Annotated in this window: 14 protein-coding genes; all 14 read right to left on the reverse strand. The window is 45.4% G+C overall.

Annotated features, from left to right (window positions below; all coding sequences use genetic code 11):
* Nucleotides 1-15 precede the first annotated feature (15 nt).
* The 14 genes from ACK8P5_RS23445 to ACK8P5_RS23510 all read right to left on the reverse strand — a co-directional run bounded on the left by ACK8P5_RS23445 (nt 16) and on the right by ACK8P5_RS23510 (nt 17,012).
* Nucleotides 16-519 (reverse strand): flagellar protein FlgN, encoded by a 504-nt coding sequence (locus tag ACK8P5_RS23445; RefSeq protein WP_422658584.1) that lies wholly within the window; start codon nt 517-519, stop codon nt 16-18.
* A gap of 11 nt (nt 520-530) precedes the next feature.
* The gene (flgM, locus tag ACK8P5_RS23450) at nt 531-815 is read right to left on the reverse strand and encodes a flagellar biosynthesis anti-sigma factor FlgM (protein WP_422658585.1); all 285 of its coding nucleotides are present in this window, start codon (nt 813-815) and stop codon (nt 531-533) included.
* A 153-nt stretch (nt 816-968) separates the two neighbouring features.
* Nucleotides 969-1,382 (reverse strand): TIGR03826 family flagellar region protein, encoded by a 414-nt coding sequence (locus ACK8P5_RS23455; protein ID WP_422658586.1) that lies wholly within the window; start codon nt 1,380-1,382, stop codon nt 969-971.
* A gap of 117 nt (nt 1,383-1,499) precedes the next feature.
* On the reverse strand, nt 1,500-2,387 hold the full coding sequence (locus ACK8P5_RS23460; RefSeq protein WP_422658587.1) for a ComF family protein: 888 nt from the start codon (nt 2,385-2,387) through the stop codon (nt 1,500-1,502).
* A 132-nt stretch (nt 2,388-2,519) separates the two neighbouring features.
* Nucleotides 2,520-4,361 carry a DEAD/DEAH box helicase gene (locus tag ACK8P5_RS23465; RefSeq protein ID WP_422661562.1) on the reverse strand — a complete coding sequence of 614 codons (1,842 nt, stop codon included), beginning with the start codon at nt 4,359-4,361 and terminating at the stop codon, nt 2,520-2,522.
* A gap of 389 nt (nt 4,362-4,750) precedes the next feature.
* Nucleotides 4,751-5,284 carry a hypothetical protein gene (locus ACK8P5_RS23470; protein WP_422658588.1) on the reverse strand — a complete coding sequence of 178 codons (534 nt, stop codon included), beginning with the start codon at nt 5,282-5,284 and terminating at the stop codon, nt 4,751-4,753.
* A gap of 424 nt (nt 5,285-5,708) precedes the next feature.
* Complete coding sequence (locus tag ACK8P5_RS23475; RefSeq protein WP_422658589.1) at nt 5,709-6,431, reverse strand: response regulator; 723 nt, start codon at nt 6,429-6,431, stop codon at nt 5,709-5,711.
* 4 nt (nt 6,432-6,435) lie between these two features.
* Nucleotides 6,436-7,590 carry a sensor histidine kinase gene (locus tag ACK8P5_RS23480; protein WP_422658590.1) on the reverse strand — a complete coding sequence of 385 codons (1,155 nt, stop codon included), beginning with the start codon at nt 7,588-7,590 and terminating at the stop codon, nt 6,436-6,438.
* A 45-nt stretch (nt 7,591-7,635) separates the two neighbouring features.
* Entirely contained in the window at nt 7,636-10,335 is a 2,700-nt protein-coding gene (locus ACK8P5_RS23485; protein WP_422658591.1) for a stalk domain-containing protein, read from the reverse strand.
* 326 nt (nt 10,336-10,661) lie between these two features.
* Nucleotides 10,662-11,864 (reverse strand): methionine adenosyltransferase, encoded by a 1,203-nt coding sequence (gene metK / locus ACK8P5_RS23490; protein ID WP_422658592.1) that lies wholly within the window; start codon nt 11,862-11,864, stop codon nt 10,662-10,664.
* Nucleotides 11,865-12,194: 330 nt separating this feature from the next.
* Nucleotides 12,195-12,485, reverse strand: coding sequence for a small, acid-soluble spore protein, alpha/beta type (locus ACK8P5_RS23495; protein WP_422658593.1), 291 nt, complete (start codon nt 12,483-12,485; stop codon nt 12,195-12,197).
* Nucleotides 12,486-12,646: 161 nt separating this feature from the next.
* Complete coding sequence (locus tag ACK8P5_RS23500) at nt 12,647-13,165, reverse strand: hypothetical protein (protein ID WP_422658594.1); 519 nt, start codon at nt 13,163-13,165, stop codon at nt 12,647-12,649.
* 105 nt (nt 13,166-13,270) lie between these two features.
* On the reverse strand, nt 13,271-16,285 hold the full coding sequence (locus ACK8P5_RS23505) for an S-layer homology domain-containing protein (protein ID WP_422658595.1): 3,015 nt from the start codon (nt 16,283-16,285) through the stop codon (nt 13,271-13,273).
* 382 nt (nt 16,286-16,667) lie between these two features.
* Nucleotides 16,668-17,012: a hypothetical protein gene (locus tag ACK8P5_RS23510; protein WP_422658596.1), complete on the reverse strand. Its 345-nt coding sequence runs from the start codon at nt 17,010-17,012 to the stop codon at nt 16,668-16,670.
* Nucleotides 17,013-17,023 lie beyond the last annotated feature (11 nt).

The raw sequence follows: 17,023 nt of genomic DNA on the forward strand, positions 1-17,023 counted from the left end.
ACAATATCCTCCTGTTTACGCTCGGGTATCGAACAGACCCGGTCGTCCTGTACTGCCGCCTCTATCAGACGGGTGATGATAAATGGCTTCGTCTTGTGATGACTTTCCAGTCAGCATATCAAGTGAGAAGTCGATGAAATCGAGTGATTGAACAAGCAGTTGCTGATTCAGATCATTCTTCTCCTTCAGTTCTTGCAGTGTGCGAGACAGCCGTGACTGAATCTCCAGTAGCATCGTTTTCTCCTCCGGATCGAACACAAGCCTAGCAAGCTCTGTTAGTGTCAGCTCTAACTGTGACTTAACACCGCGGCTCTGTAAAAAAGCAAACGATGCTTCGATGCGTTCCCGCTCCAGCTGCTCGATTATCTTCATTCCTTTAGACTCTCGATTAAGTAGCTGAACGACGGTATCAACATCGTTCTTCACAATCGCCGCTCTCTTCGCTTCAGCCACGTCTAGCATGTCATTGTACACCGTTTCGAGCCGTTGTAATGAATCAATTAACGTCTGTACTGTCATATTAGACATCCCTAGCTCTCAGGAAACTGCTTGAAATAAGGTAGCAGCTTCTCCGCAAGTTTATCAGCACTCACATTATAGGTTCCTGAAGAAACCTGTTCTTTCAAAGATTGAATCTTCTGTGCGCGAGCTGGATCACCAGCACGCTCCTGAGCCTGGAGCATCTCCATCGCTTCGGTTGAAATAGACACCTCGTCCTTGCGGCGAGTTTTAGTGTGTTGTTCCTGTCGGTTAGTCTCCATGTTCCGTTGATACGAATGGACAGCGCCGACGCGTCCGGTTTCGTTAATCTTCATAACGCTCACCTTCCTTTTATATAGAAAAAGAATTTGAAATTGTTCCTCGTACATACATTTTACATAAACCTAAAGATAATGTGAAAAACCGATAACCTTTACTAAGATTATCGGCCGGGATTGTAACATAGTTAATAGTTCGATTGTAGCGTTTTAGTATTTGCGTAATTTGTCAACCGCTCTATAGGTTAGGTCGTCCTTCTTATTGGAACTGTCATTTCCGGACTGATCATCCCCAGAAACACTTCTTAATTCCTTAGTCAATCGTGTTCGACACGATTCACACATATTACTCTCGCGTATCAGCGTGCCGCAAACCTCGCAAGGATAAGACAGGTTCGGTGCGTTAGCAATGGAAATACGGCCTTCACGAATAAACTTCGTGATCTGACGAATCGACACTCCTGTTGCTTCAGATACTTCATGGATTGTAGCACCTCTAGATTCTCTTAAAAACTGGGCGCATTCCTGATATTCCACCTCAATGCCTTTCAAACAGTCAGAACACATATCCCGGAAGTTTAGCGCATATAATTTGCCGCACTTCGGACAATTCCCCAAATTCATACTAACCGCCCTCCATGTCGCATAAATCCTTTGATACTTATAACCATAGATTACCGTATAATAGGTCCTCACGTCTATCATTAATAGGAAAAATATGCGTATTTATCCCTAAGACAATTAAGACCGTGCCCAAGTAAGACTATACACCTCTACCGATATCCCCTGAGATTGGCCCGCATTCTTAAGTGCCTGAGAGCATGCATTAATTGTACTGCCTGTCGTGTATATATCATCTATCAATAGAATCCGGAGCGAAAAAGGCACCTTTGTGGGAGCAATCGATCTTAGATGTCTTTTTCTATCACTTGAAAAGATTCGATTCGCTTGTAACTCTATCAAATGCCCCGCTTCCGGTAGAGTACGAAAAATCCCCTCCATATCTTTCAATCGATCCATCCGGCTCTTAAAGCTTTGCTTATTCGTATGCCGATCCCGCTGAAGAAGCTCTGCATACGGGAGATTAATAGCATCAGCTAAACCGCGAGCCAGTACCTCAGCCTGATTGAACCCCCGCTCTTGAAGTCTTTCATAACTTACCGGTACGGAGGTAATCATATGAGCCTGCCAATGTTCCTGAACCCGAGACTTATTACTAGCTTCACGAGACGATACAAACTGCTGCCTATTCCTAAATTCCCGCTGCATTTGACGGTATCCCCTCTCCATCATCCGTATCAAAAGGGGCGCATATGATTCGTTCCCACGATACTTGTATTGTGCCAACCATTCTCTCATATCGGCGCTATACGTTACTGCACTTCGATTACATACAAAATGCCAGGGTCCTGCACCTTCACGCGTACAATCTGGACACCCGATCGTTCTTCCGCAGTATACGCATCTCAGACTTGTGATCCATGGAATCAACAAAGAACAAGGTCGGCATATTCCAAAGTGTTCTCGTGATAAGGATGTCGTTCTCCCACAGGTCAAACATTTCTGCCCGGTTACTGCTAGCAAACGATAGAGCGGCTTTAGGATTCGGTCGAGTGTATCGATCAACATGAGTAGTAGCCTCCTTACGTCGATTAGAGGAATGATAGAAGAAGCATAAGATTGAAAGCATAAGGTATATAGCATTCATCAGATCCAACACTCTACATCTCTGACTCCCATCTGACAAAGCCTTTTCCACGTTCAGCGCTTCAAATATCCACCCCGCCACGCAATCCGGTTCATTCGCTTAATCTGGTTCATCGCGGATCGCTGACATCTTGTCCACTGGGGCGAGCCAAATACAACCCTTCCCGCTGGATCATCCTTGGAACGCCCCGCCCGACCGGCCATCTGGATCAGCGCCGCCTCATCAAAAAGCTCACTGTCCGCATCCACGATAAACACATCACTCTTAGGTACGGTGACACCGCGTTCAAGTATCGTTGTCGTTACTAACAAGCGAATGTCTCGATTACGGAATGACATTACTTTCTCTGCCCTACTAGGATCAACAGAAGATGTTCCTTCTATAGAAATGTCCTTGAAATAACGGCGTAATAGCTGTAAAAAAGGTTCAATGTGACGTATCCGTGATACGAACAAAAAGACCTGCGCTCCCCGCTGTAGTGACGCCTTAAGCTCGCGTACTAATCCTGAAGGAAGACTCTTCTGCGTTAGAGAACGCTGAACTGAAGGGATTTTCAGTGCCTTTGGCACAGGTAAGGGATGTCCGTGAAAACGAGCTGGTACTTTCGCATGAGGCAACTTTCCTGCAGCAGCCTCACGTTGGAGCTTCGCAGGAGGAGTCGCGGACAAATAAATATATTTCCCTCCGGGCTTGCACGCGCCCTTGGCTGCAAAATCCAGCATCGGATCGTTATGATACGGGAATGCATCAATCTCATCTATAACTACCAGATCAAAAGCGTGGCGAAAACGAAGCAACTGGTGAGTTGTCGCTAAAGTAATACTCCCCCGCTTCCAGCGGTCTGGGCTTCCGCCGTATAGTGTCGCTATGCTCTCACCCGGAAAAGCGGTGGCGAGACGTGGTGCCAACTCCAGCACCACATCCCTTCGAGGCGCCGCCACCAGTACCCGCCCGCCGGCATCCAGCACGGACTGAAGCAACGGGAAGATCATCTCCGTCTTCCCGGCGCCCGTCACCGCCCAGATCAGGAAGCGGGCGGCCGCGGAGCCCGCCTCCGGCGGCTCCGCCAAGAACCGCAGCGCAGCGCCTGCGGCGGCGCTTTGCGCTGCGCTAAGCCCCCACCGGCCCAAGGCCGCAGTGGGGAAACCCCCGGCCGTGCCCCGCACGGCCGGATGCGCTGCGCCCTGCAGTAGCAGCGCACAAGAGCGGCTGCGCCCCATAGCGAGGCAGGCCTCGCAATAGGCGCAAGCCGCCGAGCCGCACGTGGCGCATGCCGTGCGGCTAAGGGCCTCGCTGCCGCAGCGCCGGCAGCGAAGGGCCATGGCCCGGCTGCGGCGCAGCCAGCCGGGCTTCTCCCGCGGGGTGGGCTGTGCCAGCCCCGCTTCCAGGCGCAGGTGGCCCAGCAGGTAGCCAAGCTGGGCCGCGGCAAGCCAGCCGGCGCGCATCCCTGCGCCGCCGCCATATCGTGCGGCGTTATCCCCCGCCGCACCGCCCACTTGAGGCTTCGCACCAATAGAAGCCTCATAACCCTCCTCCAGCAATAACTCCATCTCTCCAGCCAACAGTGCTCGGCCTGCCAATCGCTGTATTAACTCCTCCGCTTGCGTATGGAGCTTGTCCCAAACGACCGGATCATCCAGATCCGTGCTTATCTGCTCTCTCTGCCCTGTTATCCACATTGCCATGTCATCTGGCTTACCCAGTAACAGATCTCCCTGCCTTTGCGGCTCTAAAGCCAAATTGTCAGCGAGTGCCTGACGAACATAATGGCGCCATTTTTTTAATCCCCAACTATCCATCTGCCGCTCCGAATGAAGTCCATCCCGCAGGCTAACTGCCCACCCTAATGGCATACCTCTAGCTAAGAGAATGAATCTATCTAATTCATGGGACATTCGTTCACCCGCGTCAACTCCCCTAGCTGACTCATCACCCCTACCATTCACCCAAGCTCCCACCTGCTGTTCATTACCTTTCTTCTTACCAGTTCCTAGCGCATCACTTCTCTTCCATGCAGATTCCCTATCTCCCATTCCGCCTAACATCCACCAACGTATATCCACTCGAATATCCAAAGAAATGTCAACACACCAATAATCTTTAATCTTCACCGCATAAACAGCTACTTGCACGCCCCTCCCCCCTTTCACACAATCAACACGTACGCCATTCCCTCCATCACCCCACACAACACAAAAAAGCACCCTCCTCTCCCTTTTCAGGTTGGAGTGTGCTTCACACCATCATATTTATAACCCGGCTAACACCATCACGTTCCAATAGTCTAGCTCTGGACATAAGGGATTCGGACAACCTCACTTACATTACGCAAATCAAGCACAATACGTTGTTCATCATCTTCTAAAGTCGGAGGAGATATCTGCTGTACGCCGGCACTCGTGCTTTCATTTGCACCTAAATTTGCGCTTGCACTTGTACTTCCACCTATACTCGTACTTACGCCTGAACTTGAACCTCCGCTTAAACTGCTACCTATTCCCACAACCGAATTCCACTCACCTACCGTAAGCTCAATACCGGATAAGTTCACCAAGCGATGTACAATTCTCAAGGTATCATCCACGGACCGATCATCAAGGACGGTTACGCGCACCCGCGTCCCGCTTAGCAGGGCATATAGTGAAAGGGCTCTCAAATACCATTCCACCTGCCGCTCATGGTTGGAAGTAATCAATACATAATGCATTCTAGGGCGCTGTTGTGATGATTCTCTGCCACGCCGACGAGCATACAGAACATGCACCAATACAACTGCGACTCCATATATGGCCAGTATCCACAGCAAATGGGCAACCATGAGACTCACCTCCTTCTCTTAAAGGCAGTATATGCCGAACGAGAAAGAGCGGTGACAAGGATACCAAACACAACCCACACTGATAACCAAGGTCACGGCATTTCGCATATTACGAACACACTTAAGTCGGATAAGGTATTCCAATTTTTATTCCATATTTTCATTTGATATTCCACTATACTACACACTCTACGCATAGCTCGGAGCACGCTCGAATGACTGTCTACCGCACCCACACCTATCCATTACTTATGCCTGCTTAATTGGAATAGGAATCTAGGGGGGTATATTGACACGTTAATACCGTAGCATCGTATCATCAAATTGCTATTTCATCTCCCCTAAACACACAAAAGGAACCGCCAAAATCCTTGGCGATCCCCTCTCCCATGTGTTAAGCCATATCCGTACTTCGGATTACAACCTACAGTGTCACCCAGCCATACTTGATGGAGTTGATAACCGCTTGTGTGCGATCGTCGACCTCCATCTTTTGCAAAATGCTGCTGACGTGGTTTTTTACGGTTTTTTCACTAATGAATAGGTATTCCCCGATCATCTTGTTGCTCTTACCCTCAGCCATCAGACGAAGAACTTCAGCTTCGCGGCGCGTTAATGGGTTGTTCTCACCAGCTACGAATTTAACACCAGCTTCACGAGTTCCACCTTCGGCCATAGCCCCAGCTTCATTCACGTAAGTCATGCGGCGCAGCTGCTGGATAAGCTTACCCGTCACCTTCGGATGAATGAACGCATAGCCCTCATGAACGGAGCGGATCGCGTTGATCAGCGACTCGGCCTCCATGTCCTTCAGTAAATATCCGTTCGCTCCTTTACGGAGTGTCTCAAACACATAACTCTCATCATCGTGAATCGAAAGAATAATCACTTTAATCTCTGGGAATAACTCGCGCAGCTTCTCTGTAGCCTGCACGCCATTCTCCGTAGGCATGTTGATGTCCATTAGAACGATGTCCGGCTTAACCTGATTGCAGAATTCCAGCACTTGAATGCCGTCTCCACATTCACCGATGACGTCAATGTCATCCTCCATGTTCAAAATACGTTTCAATCCTTCACGGAAAAGCTGGTGGTCATCCGCTAATAGTACTTTAATGACCGGAATTTCATTCTCCAAATGTTCCATCCTGTTACTCCTTTCTCTTCTCTACGTTCGTCGGGATATGGATTATGATCTTTGTACCTTCATTCTCGGCTGATATAATTTCCATTCTCCCTTCGAGCAGTTCGACCCTCTCCCGCATGCCGATTAACCCAAAGTGGTCCTTGCTCTTCTGTTCCAGTAATTCAACCTTGAATCCTAGTCCGTTGTCTTGTACGACGATTTTAACCATTTGCGCCTGGTATGTAAGCTCCACTAGCACATATGTAGGGTAAGCATGTTTGGCCGCATTCGAAAGTGCTTCCTGCACCAACCGGTAGATGGCCGCCTCCATCGCAGAAGAGAGACGATGCTCCTTGCCACGTGTTTCAAACAACATGCGGATTTTGGACTTTTCTTCAAAATCATGCACGTATTTACGGAGTGTAGGAATAAGCCCCAGATCATCGAGTGCCATTGGACGCAGATTAAAAATAACTTTACGCATTTCTTCTAAACTTGACCGAACCTGTCCCTTCAAATCTACTATTTCGTCTTGGACCATCTTAAATTCCTGCTTAAGAAGCATTCTTTCAACAATTTCTGTCCTAAGAACCAGATTCGCCAGTAACTGAGCCGGTCCGTCATGAATTTCGCGTGCGATCCGCTTGCGTTCTTCTTCCTGCGCCAAAATAATCTTCAATCCGATAACCTGACGATTTTTGGCGGATTCGATAATTCGGGATACTTGTCCTAGTTCACCAGACAAATATTCCAAAACCACACCCATCTGCGAACCGATAGATTCTGCTCGTTCTACCGAGTTCTCAACACTACGAACCCGTTTCTGGAGTTCGTCGCGCCTTGCCTTTAAGTACATTTCCTTCTCGCGATAAATCATGAGGTCAAGCTGAAGCTGAGTTGCCTTTTCGTACGCCTGCTTGATGTCTTCTTCCTTATACCGGACAAAGTCCCGACTGACTTCCGTCAGCCGGATCCGGGAACGGCGGTAGTTCAGCTCCAACTGGTCTACCTTTTCCAAGGTTTCCGTCGTTTCTTTCAGTACCTGCTTCAGTTCCTGATTGAGAGACACGAGCTCATCGCGCGATGTCTCTAATATTTCAAACATCTGGTATTTGCTGTCTTCCATCACTTGGATGGCGTTCTTTATGACACGGTCGATGGCATCAGCTTGATAATCCACGCACTCTACTCCATTTCTAACGTTTCATACTCACATCATACCATATCACGATTCTATCGTAACGGTCTTCGTGTTCTTGTCCCATTTTACTTTCAGGCCCAATTGCTCTGAAACGAGACGCAGAGGGACCAAAGTCCTACCACCTTGAATCATCGGTGCTACTGCAGTAGATATTCTTTTCCCGTTTAAGACTAGTTCCTTCTTCCCTACTGTCAGATCCATCAGCTTACTACCGCGAAGTACAGTTACTCGCTGAGCTGTTTTATCCCATGTAGCCTGACCGCCGAATGCGTCGAGCACATGTTTGATCGGAACATAGGTTGTTCCACCTTTTAAGAGTGGGGCTGAATCAATCGCTATCTTGTTTCCATTCATCGTGAGTGACTTCTGACCAATTGTCATCACAGCCTTACCTGTTGGTAGACCTGCATCACTCGAAAGCGCAGGCATCGTAAACCGGATATCGTCAAAAGATACCGAGCCCGTCAATGCACGCTCATCCTGACCTTCCTCTACGTTAACAACGTACATTCTTTTCAGCTGTGCTGGGAAAGCAATGTTATAACCGCTCAGATCAAGATTAAGCGTCTTCCACCCTGTCCAATCGATCACTTTTGCGAGATCTATATAAACAGTTTTGCCGTTTTTGTCTTTTAACTCCGCGCGGAGCCAGTTTAGACTATTATCCCCTTCCACGTCAAGTGTCATGGCGGTAGCTGCTGCTGGGATGGTTTTGCCGGTAGAACCGTTAAACTGAGCGTAGGCGTACATTTTTTGCCCAATTCCACCGTTCATATCGTAATCCAGCTTCAAAACTTTGGAAGTCGAATGCGTTCCACTTCCCTTCACAATCGCTGCTTTTCCTGTAACGCCGGATACATTCGTTGTGAAGCTAACCGGATAGTTCACATTCTCAAAATTCTCCCACGTGCTTTCACCCGCCGCCGAGAGAACAACGACGGTGCTGAAACCGTCATAACGAGCAACCGCGTAGCCGACTTTTGCATTCGCATTCACTGAAGTTACGGTCAGTCGTCCGTCTGTCACTTTGCCTTTGAAGCCGATAAATTCCCATTTCAGTGCGCTATCCGGAACTTGAATACTCTCCCCACTGCTCAGCGTCGCACTGACAGGTACAGAGACAGTTGTTCCTGCTGCTAACGGAGCCGCTGATGTACTCGCCTGTAAGGACACGACATCTTCTGCACCAAGGACTTTTACCTGCATGGTCGCTTTAGCGTTGCCACTAACCGCTGTAACTGTTGATGTTCCTGGTGATACGGCTTTCACCGTCTGTCCGCTCACCTTAATATTAGCGTTACTAGACTTCCAGGTTGGCGTTACCGTCTGCATATCTACCGGATTGTAATACGTATCATAGCCCTTCAACTGGTAGTTTCCAGTCTGTCCGATTAATAGGGTCGTGTTCCCACTTACTTTAAAACCCTTGAGTGCGCCTTTCGGAGCAGTCGAGAACACACCAAGCGCGTTAACGATGCTGCGCTGCGCGGTACCGTATTCCGTGTTAAATGTTAGTCTCGTATCCATCTCCGCCAAAGGACGGTTAATCATCGTTGTCGATCCGCCGCCGTCCAGGTTCAATCCCTTCCACACGCCGATACTTGTCATGAAGCTTTGCAGCTGACTCAGGGACATACCTGTGCTTCCTGCATGCTTCTCTGTTGCTATGAGGTAAGCATAACGACCATCCTTCGAATAACCTAACGAGGTACGTGCACGATAGCCACCGATACTACTTACATCTCGTGAAAAAGATGTCGCTTTTCCATCATTCACAAGAATCGTATGACCGCCAATCATCACCTGAAGCGAGTCCGGATTAACTTGTTTCCCGGTTTTCTTAGAGACAAGAGAATAATCAGCTGTAAGTCGTTGTCCAACTTGCAGATTATTTTTCACAAAATTCGCCGCCGTACCATGTGTACGCAGAATAAAACTTCCTTTAGGAATGGATGATTGAATGCTCGCTTTGTCCGAGATTTCCGTGATCACCCCATCTGTTACCATAACCTCGGTTGGCGTTGTCGAACTGTTCGTTGGACGTTCAACTGCCTTCCAAGCACTTGTGTATATATAAGCTGCATTCAAATGGCTAAAGTTAGAGGAGCCTCCCTCTGGTACATAAGCCGATTTGTTCATACCCGCCAGCGTAAACTTCTCACCATTCTCTGCCGTCACACTACCGGAGAACTCGAACTCATCGACCATCGGTGTGCCGTCTTTCGTCACGGCAAAAGCATACATGCCCTTCAGCATAGATGGTGTGGACATGAGCAGTCCGCTTGATACCTGTCCACCCATTGGAGCCCCTTGTGCTCCTGTGTTAAAATAGTCACCGTTAATCGCAGCAACTGCACCATTTTCTTTCGCCATGCCACCTGTTGATTGTTTGGTTGTAAAATACCCTTCCTTACCTGTCATCACATCCAGCTTCACGTTCTTATTCTTAAGATCTACCTGAATGACATTGGCAAGTGAGGTCTGCGAACCTGTGTTATATTGATATTTGATCAGCGTTGCACCCGATGTTATGATCTCCTCACTTAGCTTCTTAACAGAGGATGCTGCCGCTTCGACTATAGAATTAGATAATGGCCCGTTCAGTACCGGAACACCACTTCCTAGCACTGGACCGATCCAGATCACACCGGCTAAAGTAACGATGGCCCATTTCTTCCCCGACTGACTCTTTCTCGACGTTTTTAACTCTTCCTTACGTATCATGTGAATTGTAACTCTCCCATCTTTATGTCCAGACTTCCAATCTATCTGCTGAACATTTAAGTCTCTACTTTAATAGACTGAATTTTAGAGGAAAAGTTACGAAATTAGTCCAACAATCTACTAGTTTCACATCATTTTTCTTGGAATCTACGACATTTTCTTAGAATGTCTTGTTATTAGAGGGTAACTAATCTAGTAAACCTAATTATGAGGACAAAAAAAGAAGCCAATACCTGTTACCAGATATCGGCTTCTTCAATCATTCATGGACATTTCATGTCCTCATATTTATATTACACCCAAGATGTAACAGGTTGTTACACTACTTAGATGCCAGCCTGAGCTTTCAACAGCTCCGCTTTATCCACTTGTTCCCAAGGCAATTCTACATCAGTACGTCCGAAGTGGCCGTAAGCTGCAGTCTGCTTGTAGATTGGACGACGAAGGTCGAGCATACGGATAATTCCAGCAGGACGAAGGTCGAAGTTGTTACGAATGAGTTCAACCAGCTTCTCTTCGCTTACTTTACCTGTGCCGTAAGTGTCTACGCTAATGGAGACAGGGGTTGCTACACCGATCGCGTAAGCAAGTTGAATCTCACATTTGTCAGCAAGACCTGCGGCAACAAGGTTCTTCGCTACATAACGAGCTGCGTATGCTGCAGAACGGTCTACTTTTGTAGGATCCTTACCGGAGAATGCACCGCCGCCATGACGAGCATAACCGCCATAGGTATCAACGATGATCTTACGTCCAGTTAGACCTGCATCCCCTTGAGGTCCGCCGATTACGAAACGGCCTGTCGGGTTAATGAAATATTTCGTTTCTTCATCCAAAAGTTCCGCAGGAACAACTGGAAGAATAACTTGTTCTTTAATATCTTTCTGGATTTGCTCCAGTGTTGTTTCTTCAGCATGTTGAGTGGATACAACGATTGTATCTACACGAACAGGTGTATTGCCATCATACTCAACTGTAACCTGAGTTTTACCATCTGGACGAAGGTAGCTCAGTGTACCATCCTTACGCACTTCCGACAAACGGCGTGCAATACGGTGGGACAATGCAATTGGAAGAGGCATCAATTCAGGAGTTTCGTTGGTAGCAAAACCGAACATTAAACCTTGGTCGCCGGCTCCAATGTTCGCAGTTTCCTGATCCATTTGGGATGGGTCACGATTCTCTAGTGCAGCGTTTACCCCTTGTGCAATATCAGCTGACTGCTCGTTAAGCGATGTCAATACAGCACAAGTATTGAAATCAAAACCGTATTTAGCACGGGTATACCCGATTTCTTTCACGGTATTTCTTACGATGGACGGAATGTCCACATATTCGGATTTAGTGCTAATTTCACCAATTACGAGTACCAGACCTGTAGCTACAGATACTTCGCATGCAACGCGTGCGTTGGGATCGTTGGCCAAGAAAGCGTCGAGTACCGCGTCGGAAATCTGGTCGCAGATTTTATCCGGATGTCCTTCAGTTACGGACTCAGATGTAAATAAACGTCGCCCTGTTACAGACATGAGATCAACCTCCCATATGGATAGTATTATACTTGCGAAACAAATCATTCGTCTTTCTCACAAAACGATGCTTGATTCCACAAGAAAATATAAGCAAATATAAATGGCTATTATACTTCTTATATTATTAAAGAGGTCCTACACAAAAAATGAACCTTTTCCAATTGGAAAAGGTTTGAATGTACAATCCTCAACATGCATATTAACGTATTTGAAACCTGGTGTCAATCCAGCTGACAAGCAGTTTTTCAAGGTTTTTCGCTGATTTTCCACACTTTTTCATTCTGAAAAAAATTCATGTAATAAGTACCTGTTTTTTATGAAAAAATACTACAGCTGACCATACATACTTTGTTCCGCTTGACGCACCAAACGCTTCGTTATTTCTCCGCCTACAGAACCATTATCACGAGAAGTTAGGTGTCCCCATCCAGGACGTCTGGATGATGAACCTCCGCCCATAGCTCCCAGCTCAGAACCGAACTCGGTATCTGCCCCATAAGAGCTGCTACCGTGTCCTACGTTCAATCCAAACTCTGCTGCGATCTCATACTTCATCTGATTCAACATCTGACGGCTCTCTGGCACAACCTGACGACTACTGCGATTACTATTTGCCATGTTACTACTACACCTCCTGCAATGTTGGTTTACAGGAGTATTATCTGTGTTTCTTTCCTTGTTAACACGTATAAAACGTTGTCACATATGGCAATAATTATTAGTAAGGAAATTTATTAAGGGCAATTGAATATGATAATAATAACTAGTGCTGATCAACACTATTGCTGGTTCTGTAGCGTGTAACCACCACGAACCATAACAACCATATTGCTGTTCAGTCCATCTTTAACCTTAATCCCGCGACCTTCCCTTGGGAACGACAGCAAATGGTTCGATGGTGCAGCTTGTCCATTCAGTAGATCCACACCGTCCGTCAGATCAGCCACACCGTTAGCGTCTTGTGTGTAGATAACAGCCTTACCGGAACGCACAATAAACTCAGCGCCGGCTTTAGCGATCAGGATTTTGCCTGGCTTGATCGTTACGACTTTGATCTCGTCTCCACTCTGAGATGGCTCAGATGGTGTTCCCGGGTTGCTTGGTTCAGTTGCGCCACCACCGTTGCCAAGTGCCTTCTGAATTTGTTGTTCTACGTAGCTTTTGGTTACGACCGGGTCGTCGGTTGTGCCGGGTTGGGTGGAGCTTGCTCCGTCGGCTGATGTATTAAGTATTGCCCCAACAATAAACCCTACAATAAGTACAACTAATACTGGTATAATTTTTTGATTCTTTTTCATTGTTTCCACCTGCTATAGATATAATTTAGAAGTTGTCACCTATACATTTAAAGGGGAGTTCATTCTTAAGAATGAACTCCCCTGATTAACTAAGTACTTCAGCTATTAGTTAGCTTTTTTAATTGCAACTGCGTTAGCAGCGTTACCTGCTGCGTCAGTCACAAATTTAGCCGAAGCAAAATTACTGCTGGAGTAGATTTCAACAGTTTTTCCTGCAACAGAAGCAGCCTTAAACGTAACATCTACTTTGTTAGTGCCGTTAATTTTCACTTCTGTAACGTCAACTGGCTCACCATCTACATGTACAACAAACGCAGTTGGGTTATTGAATACAACTAAAGCTTCATCAAATGTCAATGTAGCAACAGTGTTGTTACCACTTGCATTGAATACTACGCTATTTTCAACATAAGATGGGCTAATTGCATCTGTAATGTTTTTACTTCCACTAGCTTTTAAGCCATTATTGTTCACAGTTTGAACTACATGACTTCCACCTTTTACGCTGAGAGTTACATTTTGCCCAACTTCTGGAGCAAGTTTATTATCACCAGCAAGATCAAAAGTGACAACGCCGTTATTATTGCTTATAACAACAACATCATAAGTAGCTGCGCCAGCTGTAACAACAAAGTCTGAAGCTTGAACATATGAAAGCGGTCCTTCAAATTCAGCTACAATTGTATTGTTGTCAGTAGCCTTAACTTTATCCAACTCAACAAATTGTTGTCCTTTTTCGCTAACAGTCGTAGTTACAACATTATTAGCAATGTAGTTCCCCTTAGCATCAGCAACGTTAACTACACGAAGGCTGATTGCTTGATTTCCTGTTACATATCCACCTTCTTTAGCAGGCAAGGAAATACGTACTGTTTCGGCATTAATTGCAGAAACACTTGCATTTACTGGTAATGGAAGGTATGTTGAAGAACTTGCAGTAGAAGCATAATTGTATTTATTAGCTTCAAGTGCGTTTCCTACGCCATCAAATGCCATTGCTTTACTGTAATGAACAATAATATCCAAACCAGTAAATGATGAAGAGTTACCAGGCTGAGTTACTTCATAGTATGAAGTTGACAGCACTTTTGGCTTCTCAATATCAGCTAAGTCGATAGTTGTAGAATATGGCAACATAGTGTTACCGATAGCAGCTACATCACGGATGTTACTGATTTCCAGAGTATAAACACCGGAAGCCAATTGACCGATAGAAGTAATCTTAACTTTTTTGTTTTGCGAACCAGTTACAAATTCAGGAGCTTTAACTGGGTTACCTTTAGTGGTAAAGCCTTTACCAGTCACAACTTTACCATCTTTATCTTTAAGAACATAGTTAGCTGTCTCAGTGACATCACCAAGCTGTACAGCTTCACTGAATTCTACAGTAAACTCATGGTTACCATTTTTAACGTCTGCTTCAACACCAACTACTGTAGGGCGTTCTGTGTCAAGAACAGGGGTAACTTTAACTTCGCGGTTTGCAGAGTTACCGCTGTAGTCAGTTACGCCTTCAAGATAAATTGTTGTTTCTGCCAAGCTGAGTTTGTTAGTACCAGAGAAAGTTGCAATTACTTTGTTGTCAGAGACTGTGTAAGTAGCTGTTTTGCTAGCAGAAGTTTGATACACTTTGCTCACTGATTTGATTGTTTCATTGAATTCAATTTCAACTCTTGTCAGATCGTTAGTAGTTGCACCTACAACTTCTGGAGCAGTTTTATCTTCAGCAACAGTGAAATTTGAAGTAGCAGTAAGATTTGTGAATCCTGCATAATCCTTTACATTTTTAACAGTCAGTTCGTGGGAACCAACAGCAAGGTCTGTGCTAATGATTGCAATGTTAGGATATTGGTAAGTAACGTATCCACTAACCGCTTTACCATCTACCATAAAGTTTGAAGTTGAAACAACAGAAGACTGTTGCACTGGCTCAGAGAATACAACTTTAAATGCTTTTGTTCCCAATCCAACTACTTCTTTAACTTCTGGCAATGTAGTATCAACTGGTGAGAACTTCACAGCATCACTGAAAGTTTTAGTTCTATCAGCGTTTTTAACACCTTTAAGGTTAATTGTGTATTCTTTCTGACGATCCAATACTCCACTATCTTGAGCGATAGTCAAAGTAACTGTTTTAGCATCTTCACTCAAAGCTGCTGCAGAGAAAGCAAGACCTGTGATGGAATAGTTCGAAGGATTAGTTGCAGTAGCTTTATCAACATCTCCATCAAATGCTACAACAACTTGTTTATAGTTGCTAGCAGATACGCCTTGTACTTTAGTTGCTGCGGTTACAGTCCAAGTTACTTTGTGGCTGTAATCGTAGTTACCGTTTTTAAACTTAACTTCAGTTTCTACGTTAGCTTTCAGAGGAGTTTCAAGAGTTACTTTCACAACTTCTTCGTTAGCAAGTTTGAATTCAACTACTTTACCATCTTCCTTAACTTCGTAAGAAACTACTTTTGGTTGTTGTTGATCGATCCAGATTGCATATGCAGTGTCAACCATTTGAGCTCTAGTTGCATTTGCTTTTGGAGCAGCATCTTTGGAGATGATGCCAGCGTTAACTGCTGCTTGAACATAACCTTTAGCCCAAGCGGATGCAGCGTTGTCGGTTTCAGCTGGTACTTCAAGTTTCATTGCACGTACCAATACTGCAGCCATTTCTTGAACGGTAATTTTACCGTTGTAGTCGAAGATCATCTTCGTAGTGTTCTTACCTTCCATCAGGCCAGCAGAGTATACTGCTTCGATGTAAGGAACAGCCCAATTCTTAGCTGTGTAACCTTTGTCTTTGAAAGACAGTTGACCAGTGATTGGCTTAAGGCCCATCAAGCTGGATACAACTTTCGCGAACTCAGCGCGAGTCAAGTCTCTGTCCAGACCAGCGGAACCATCTTGGTAACCAGTCAGGATCTTAGCGTCTTTCAATACGTCAAACTTTTGTTGGGATGTAAGTTTTGCATCGTCACCGAATGCAACAGAAGCAAACATGGAGAATGCCATTGCTGTAGACAGTGCTACGGATAAAATTTTCTTCATAACCTTTTTTTCTCCTCCTTGAATCGTAACCTGATTATTTTCTTTAATTTGTTTAGAATGATAGCTCGTGTTACTCATTCGTCGTACACCTCCTTCCTCGAGTGTGAGCAGAAATCATATAAATGATGTCTGTGACGGGTATCACAGAAACATGTTAACAAAGAGAACATTACAAACTAGCGTAGTTTCCTATAATCCTACCTAGGTATTATACAATGAGTCCCATAGACCGTAAAGAAGATTTTTCTAATTAATAGACAAGTTTCTTCAATCGGTACATATTGGGTGTTTCATTGTGTTCTACATCTTAAACGTTCTACAGAGGAAAAAGTTGCGGATGTTTCCAAGTTTTTTTTATTTTTTTTAAAAAAACTCAAATAATCCGCTGCAACTTCATCTAACATATCACTTTCGTGGCATTAAAACAAAAAAAGACGCCTTTCGGCGCCTTTGTCATAATCTAGCGGATCTTCATAGCAAGCTGGATAACCCGAGCACGCATTTCTGGATCTTCATTAAGCTTGCTGTACATCATCTCAATCTCAACTTTATTATCACGATAAGTCTTCTCATGTTTAATGGTAACGTGGGACCACTGGATTAGGGCGTTCTCTGCCAGTGTCAATTCATTAAATGCATCGTGGAAGCCTGTCTCCATTACGAGTCCTTCCATGATTTCTTGTGTAATCTCATCATGAACACCGCGAGCAAGCTCAATCTTCTTCTCCATAACCTTGGCTCTATCTTCGAATTGAGTCTTCGCCTTCATATAGTCCAACTGTGCTTTCGATAAAATCGGCTTCATAAATTCTTCTT

The organism is Paenibacillus sp. EC2-1 (assembly GCF_049311625.1).
GTDB lineage: Bacteria > Bacillota > Bacilli > Paenibacillales > Paenibacillaceae > Paenibacillus_AQ.

Coding starts and splice junctions, on each gene's coding strand:
- ACK8P5_RS23445 (WP_422658584.1), bottom strand. CDS start 519: ATGACAGTACAGACGTTAATTGATTCATTACAACGGCTCGAAACGGTG.
- flgM (WP_422658585.1), bottom strand. CDS start 815: ATGAAGATTAACGAAACCGGACGCGTCGGCGCTGTCCATTCGTATCAA.
- ACK8P5_RS23455 (WP_422658586.1), bottom strand. CDS start 1,382: ATGAATTTGGGGAATTGTCCGAAGTGCGGCAAATTATATGCGCTAAAC.
- ACK8P5_RS23460 (WP_422658587.1), bottom strand. CDS start 2,387: ATGTTGATCGATACACTCGACCGAATCCTAAAGCCGCTCTATCGTTTG.
- ACK8P5_RS23465 (WP_422661562.1), bottom strand. CDS start 4,361: ATGTCCCATGAATTAGATAGATTCATTCTCTTAGCTAGAGGTATGCCA.
- ACK8P5_RS23470 (WP_422658588.1), bottom strand. CDS start 5,284: ATGGTTGCCCATTTGCTGTGGATACTGGCCATATATGGAGTCGCAGTT.
- ACK8P5_RS23475 (WP_422658589.1), bottom strand. CDS start 6,431: ATGGAACATTTGGAGAATGAAATTCCGGTCATTAAAGTACTATTAGCG.
- ACK8P5_RS23485 (WP_422658591.1), bottom strand. CDS start 10,335: ATGATACGTAAGGAAGAGTTAAAAACGTCGAGAAAGAGTCAGTCGGGG.
- metK (WP_422658592.1), bottom strand. CDS start 11,864: ATGTCTGTAACAGGGCGACGTTTATTTACATCTGAGTCCGTAACTGAA.
- ACK8P5_RS23495 (WP_422658593.1), bottom strand. CDS start 12,485: ATGGCAAATAGTAATCGCAGTAGTCGTCAGGTTGTGCCAGAGAGCCGT.
- ACK8P5_RS23500 (WP_422658594.1), bottom strand. CDS start 13,165: ATGAAAAAGAATCAAAAAATTATACCAGTATTAGTTGTACTTATTGTA.
- ACK8P5_RS23505 (WP_422658595.1), bottom strand. CDS start 16,285: ATGAGTAACACGAGCTATCATTCTAAACAAATTAAAGAAAATAATCAG.
- ACK8P5_RS23510 (WP_422658596.1), bottom strand. CDS start 17,012: ATGAAGCCGATTTTATCGAAAGCACAGTTGGACTATATGAAGGCGAAG.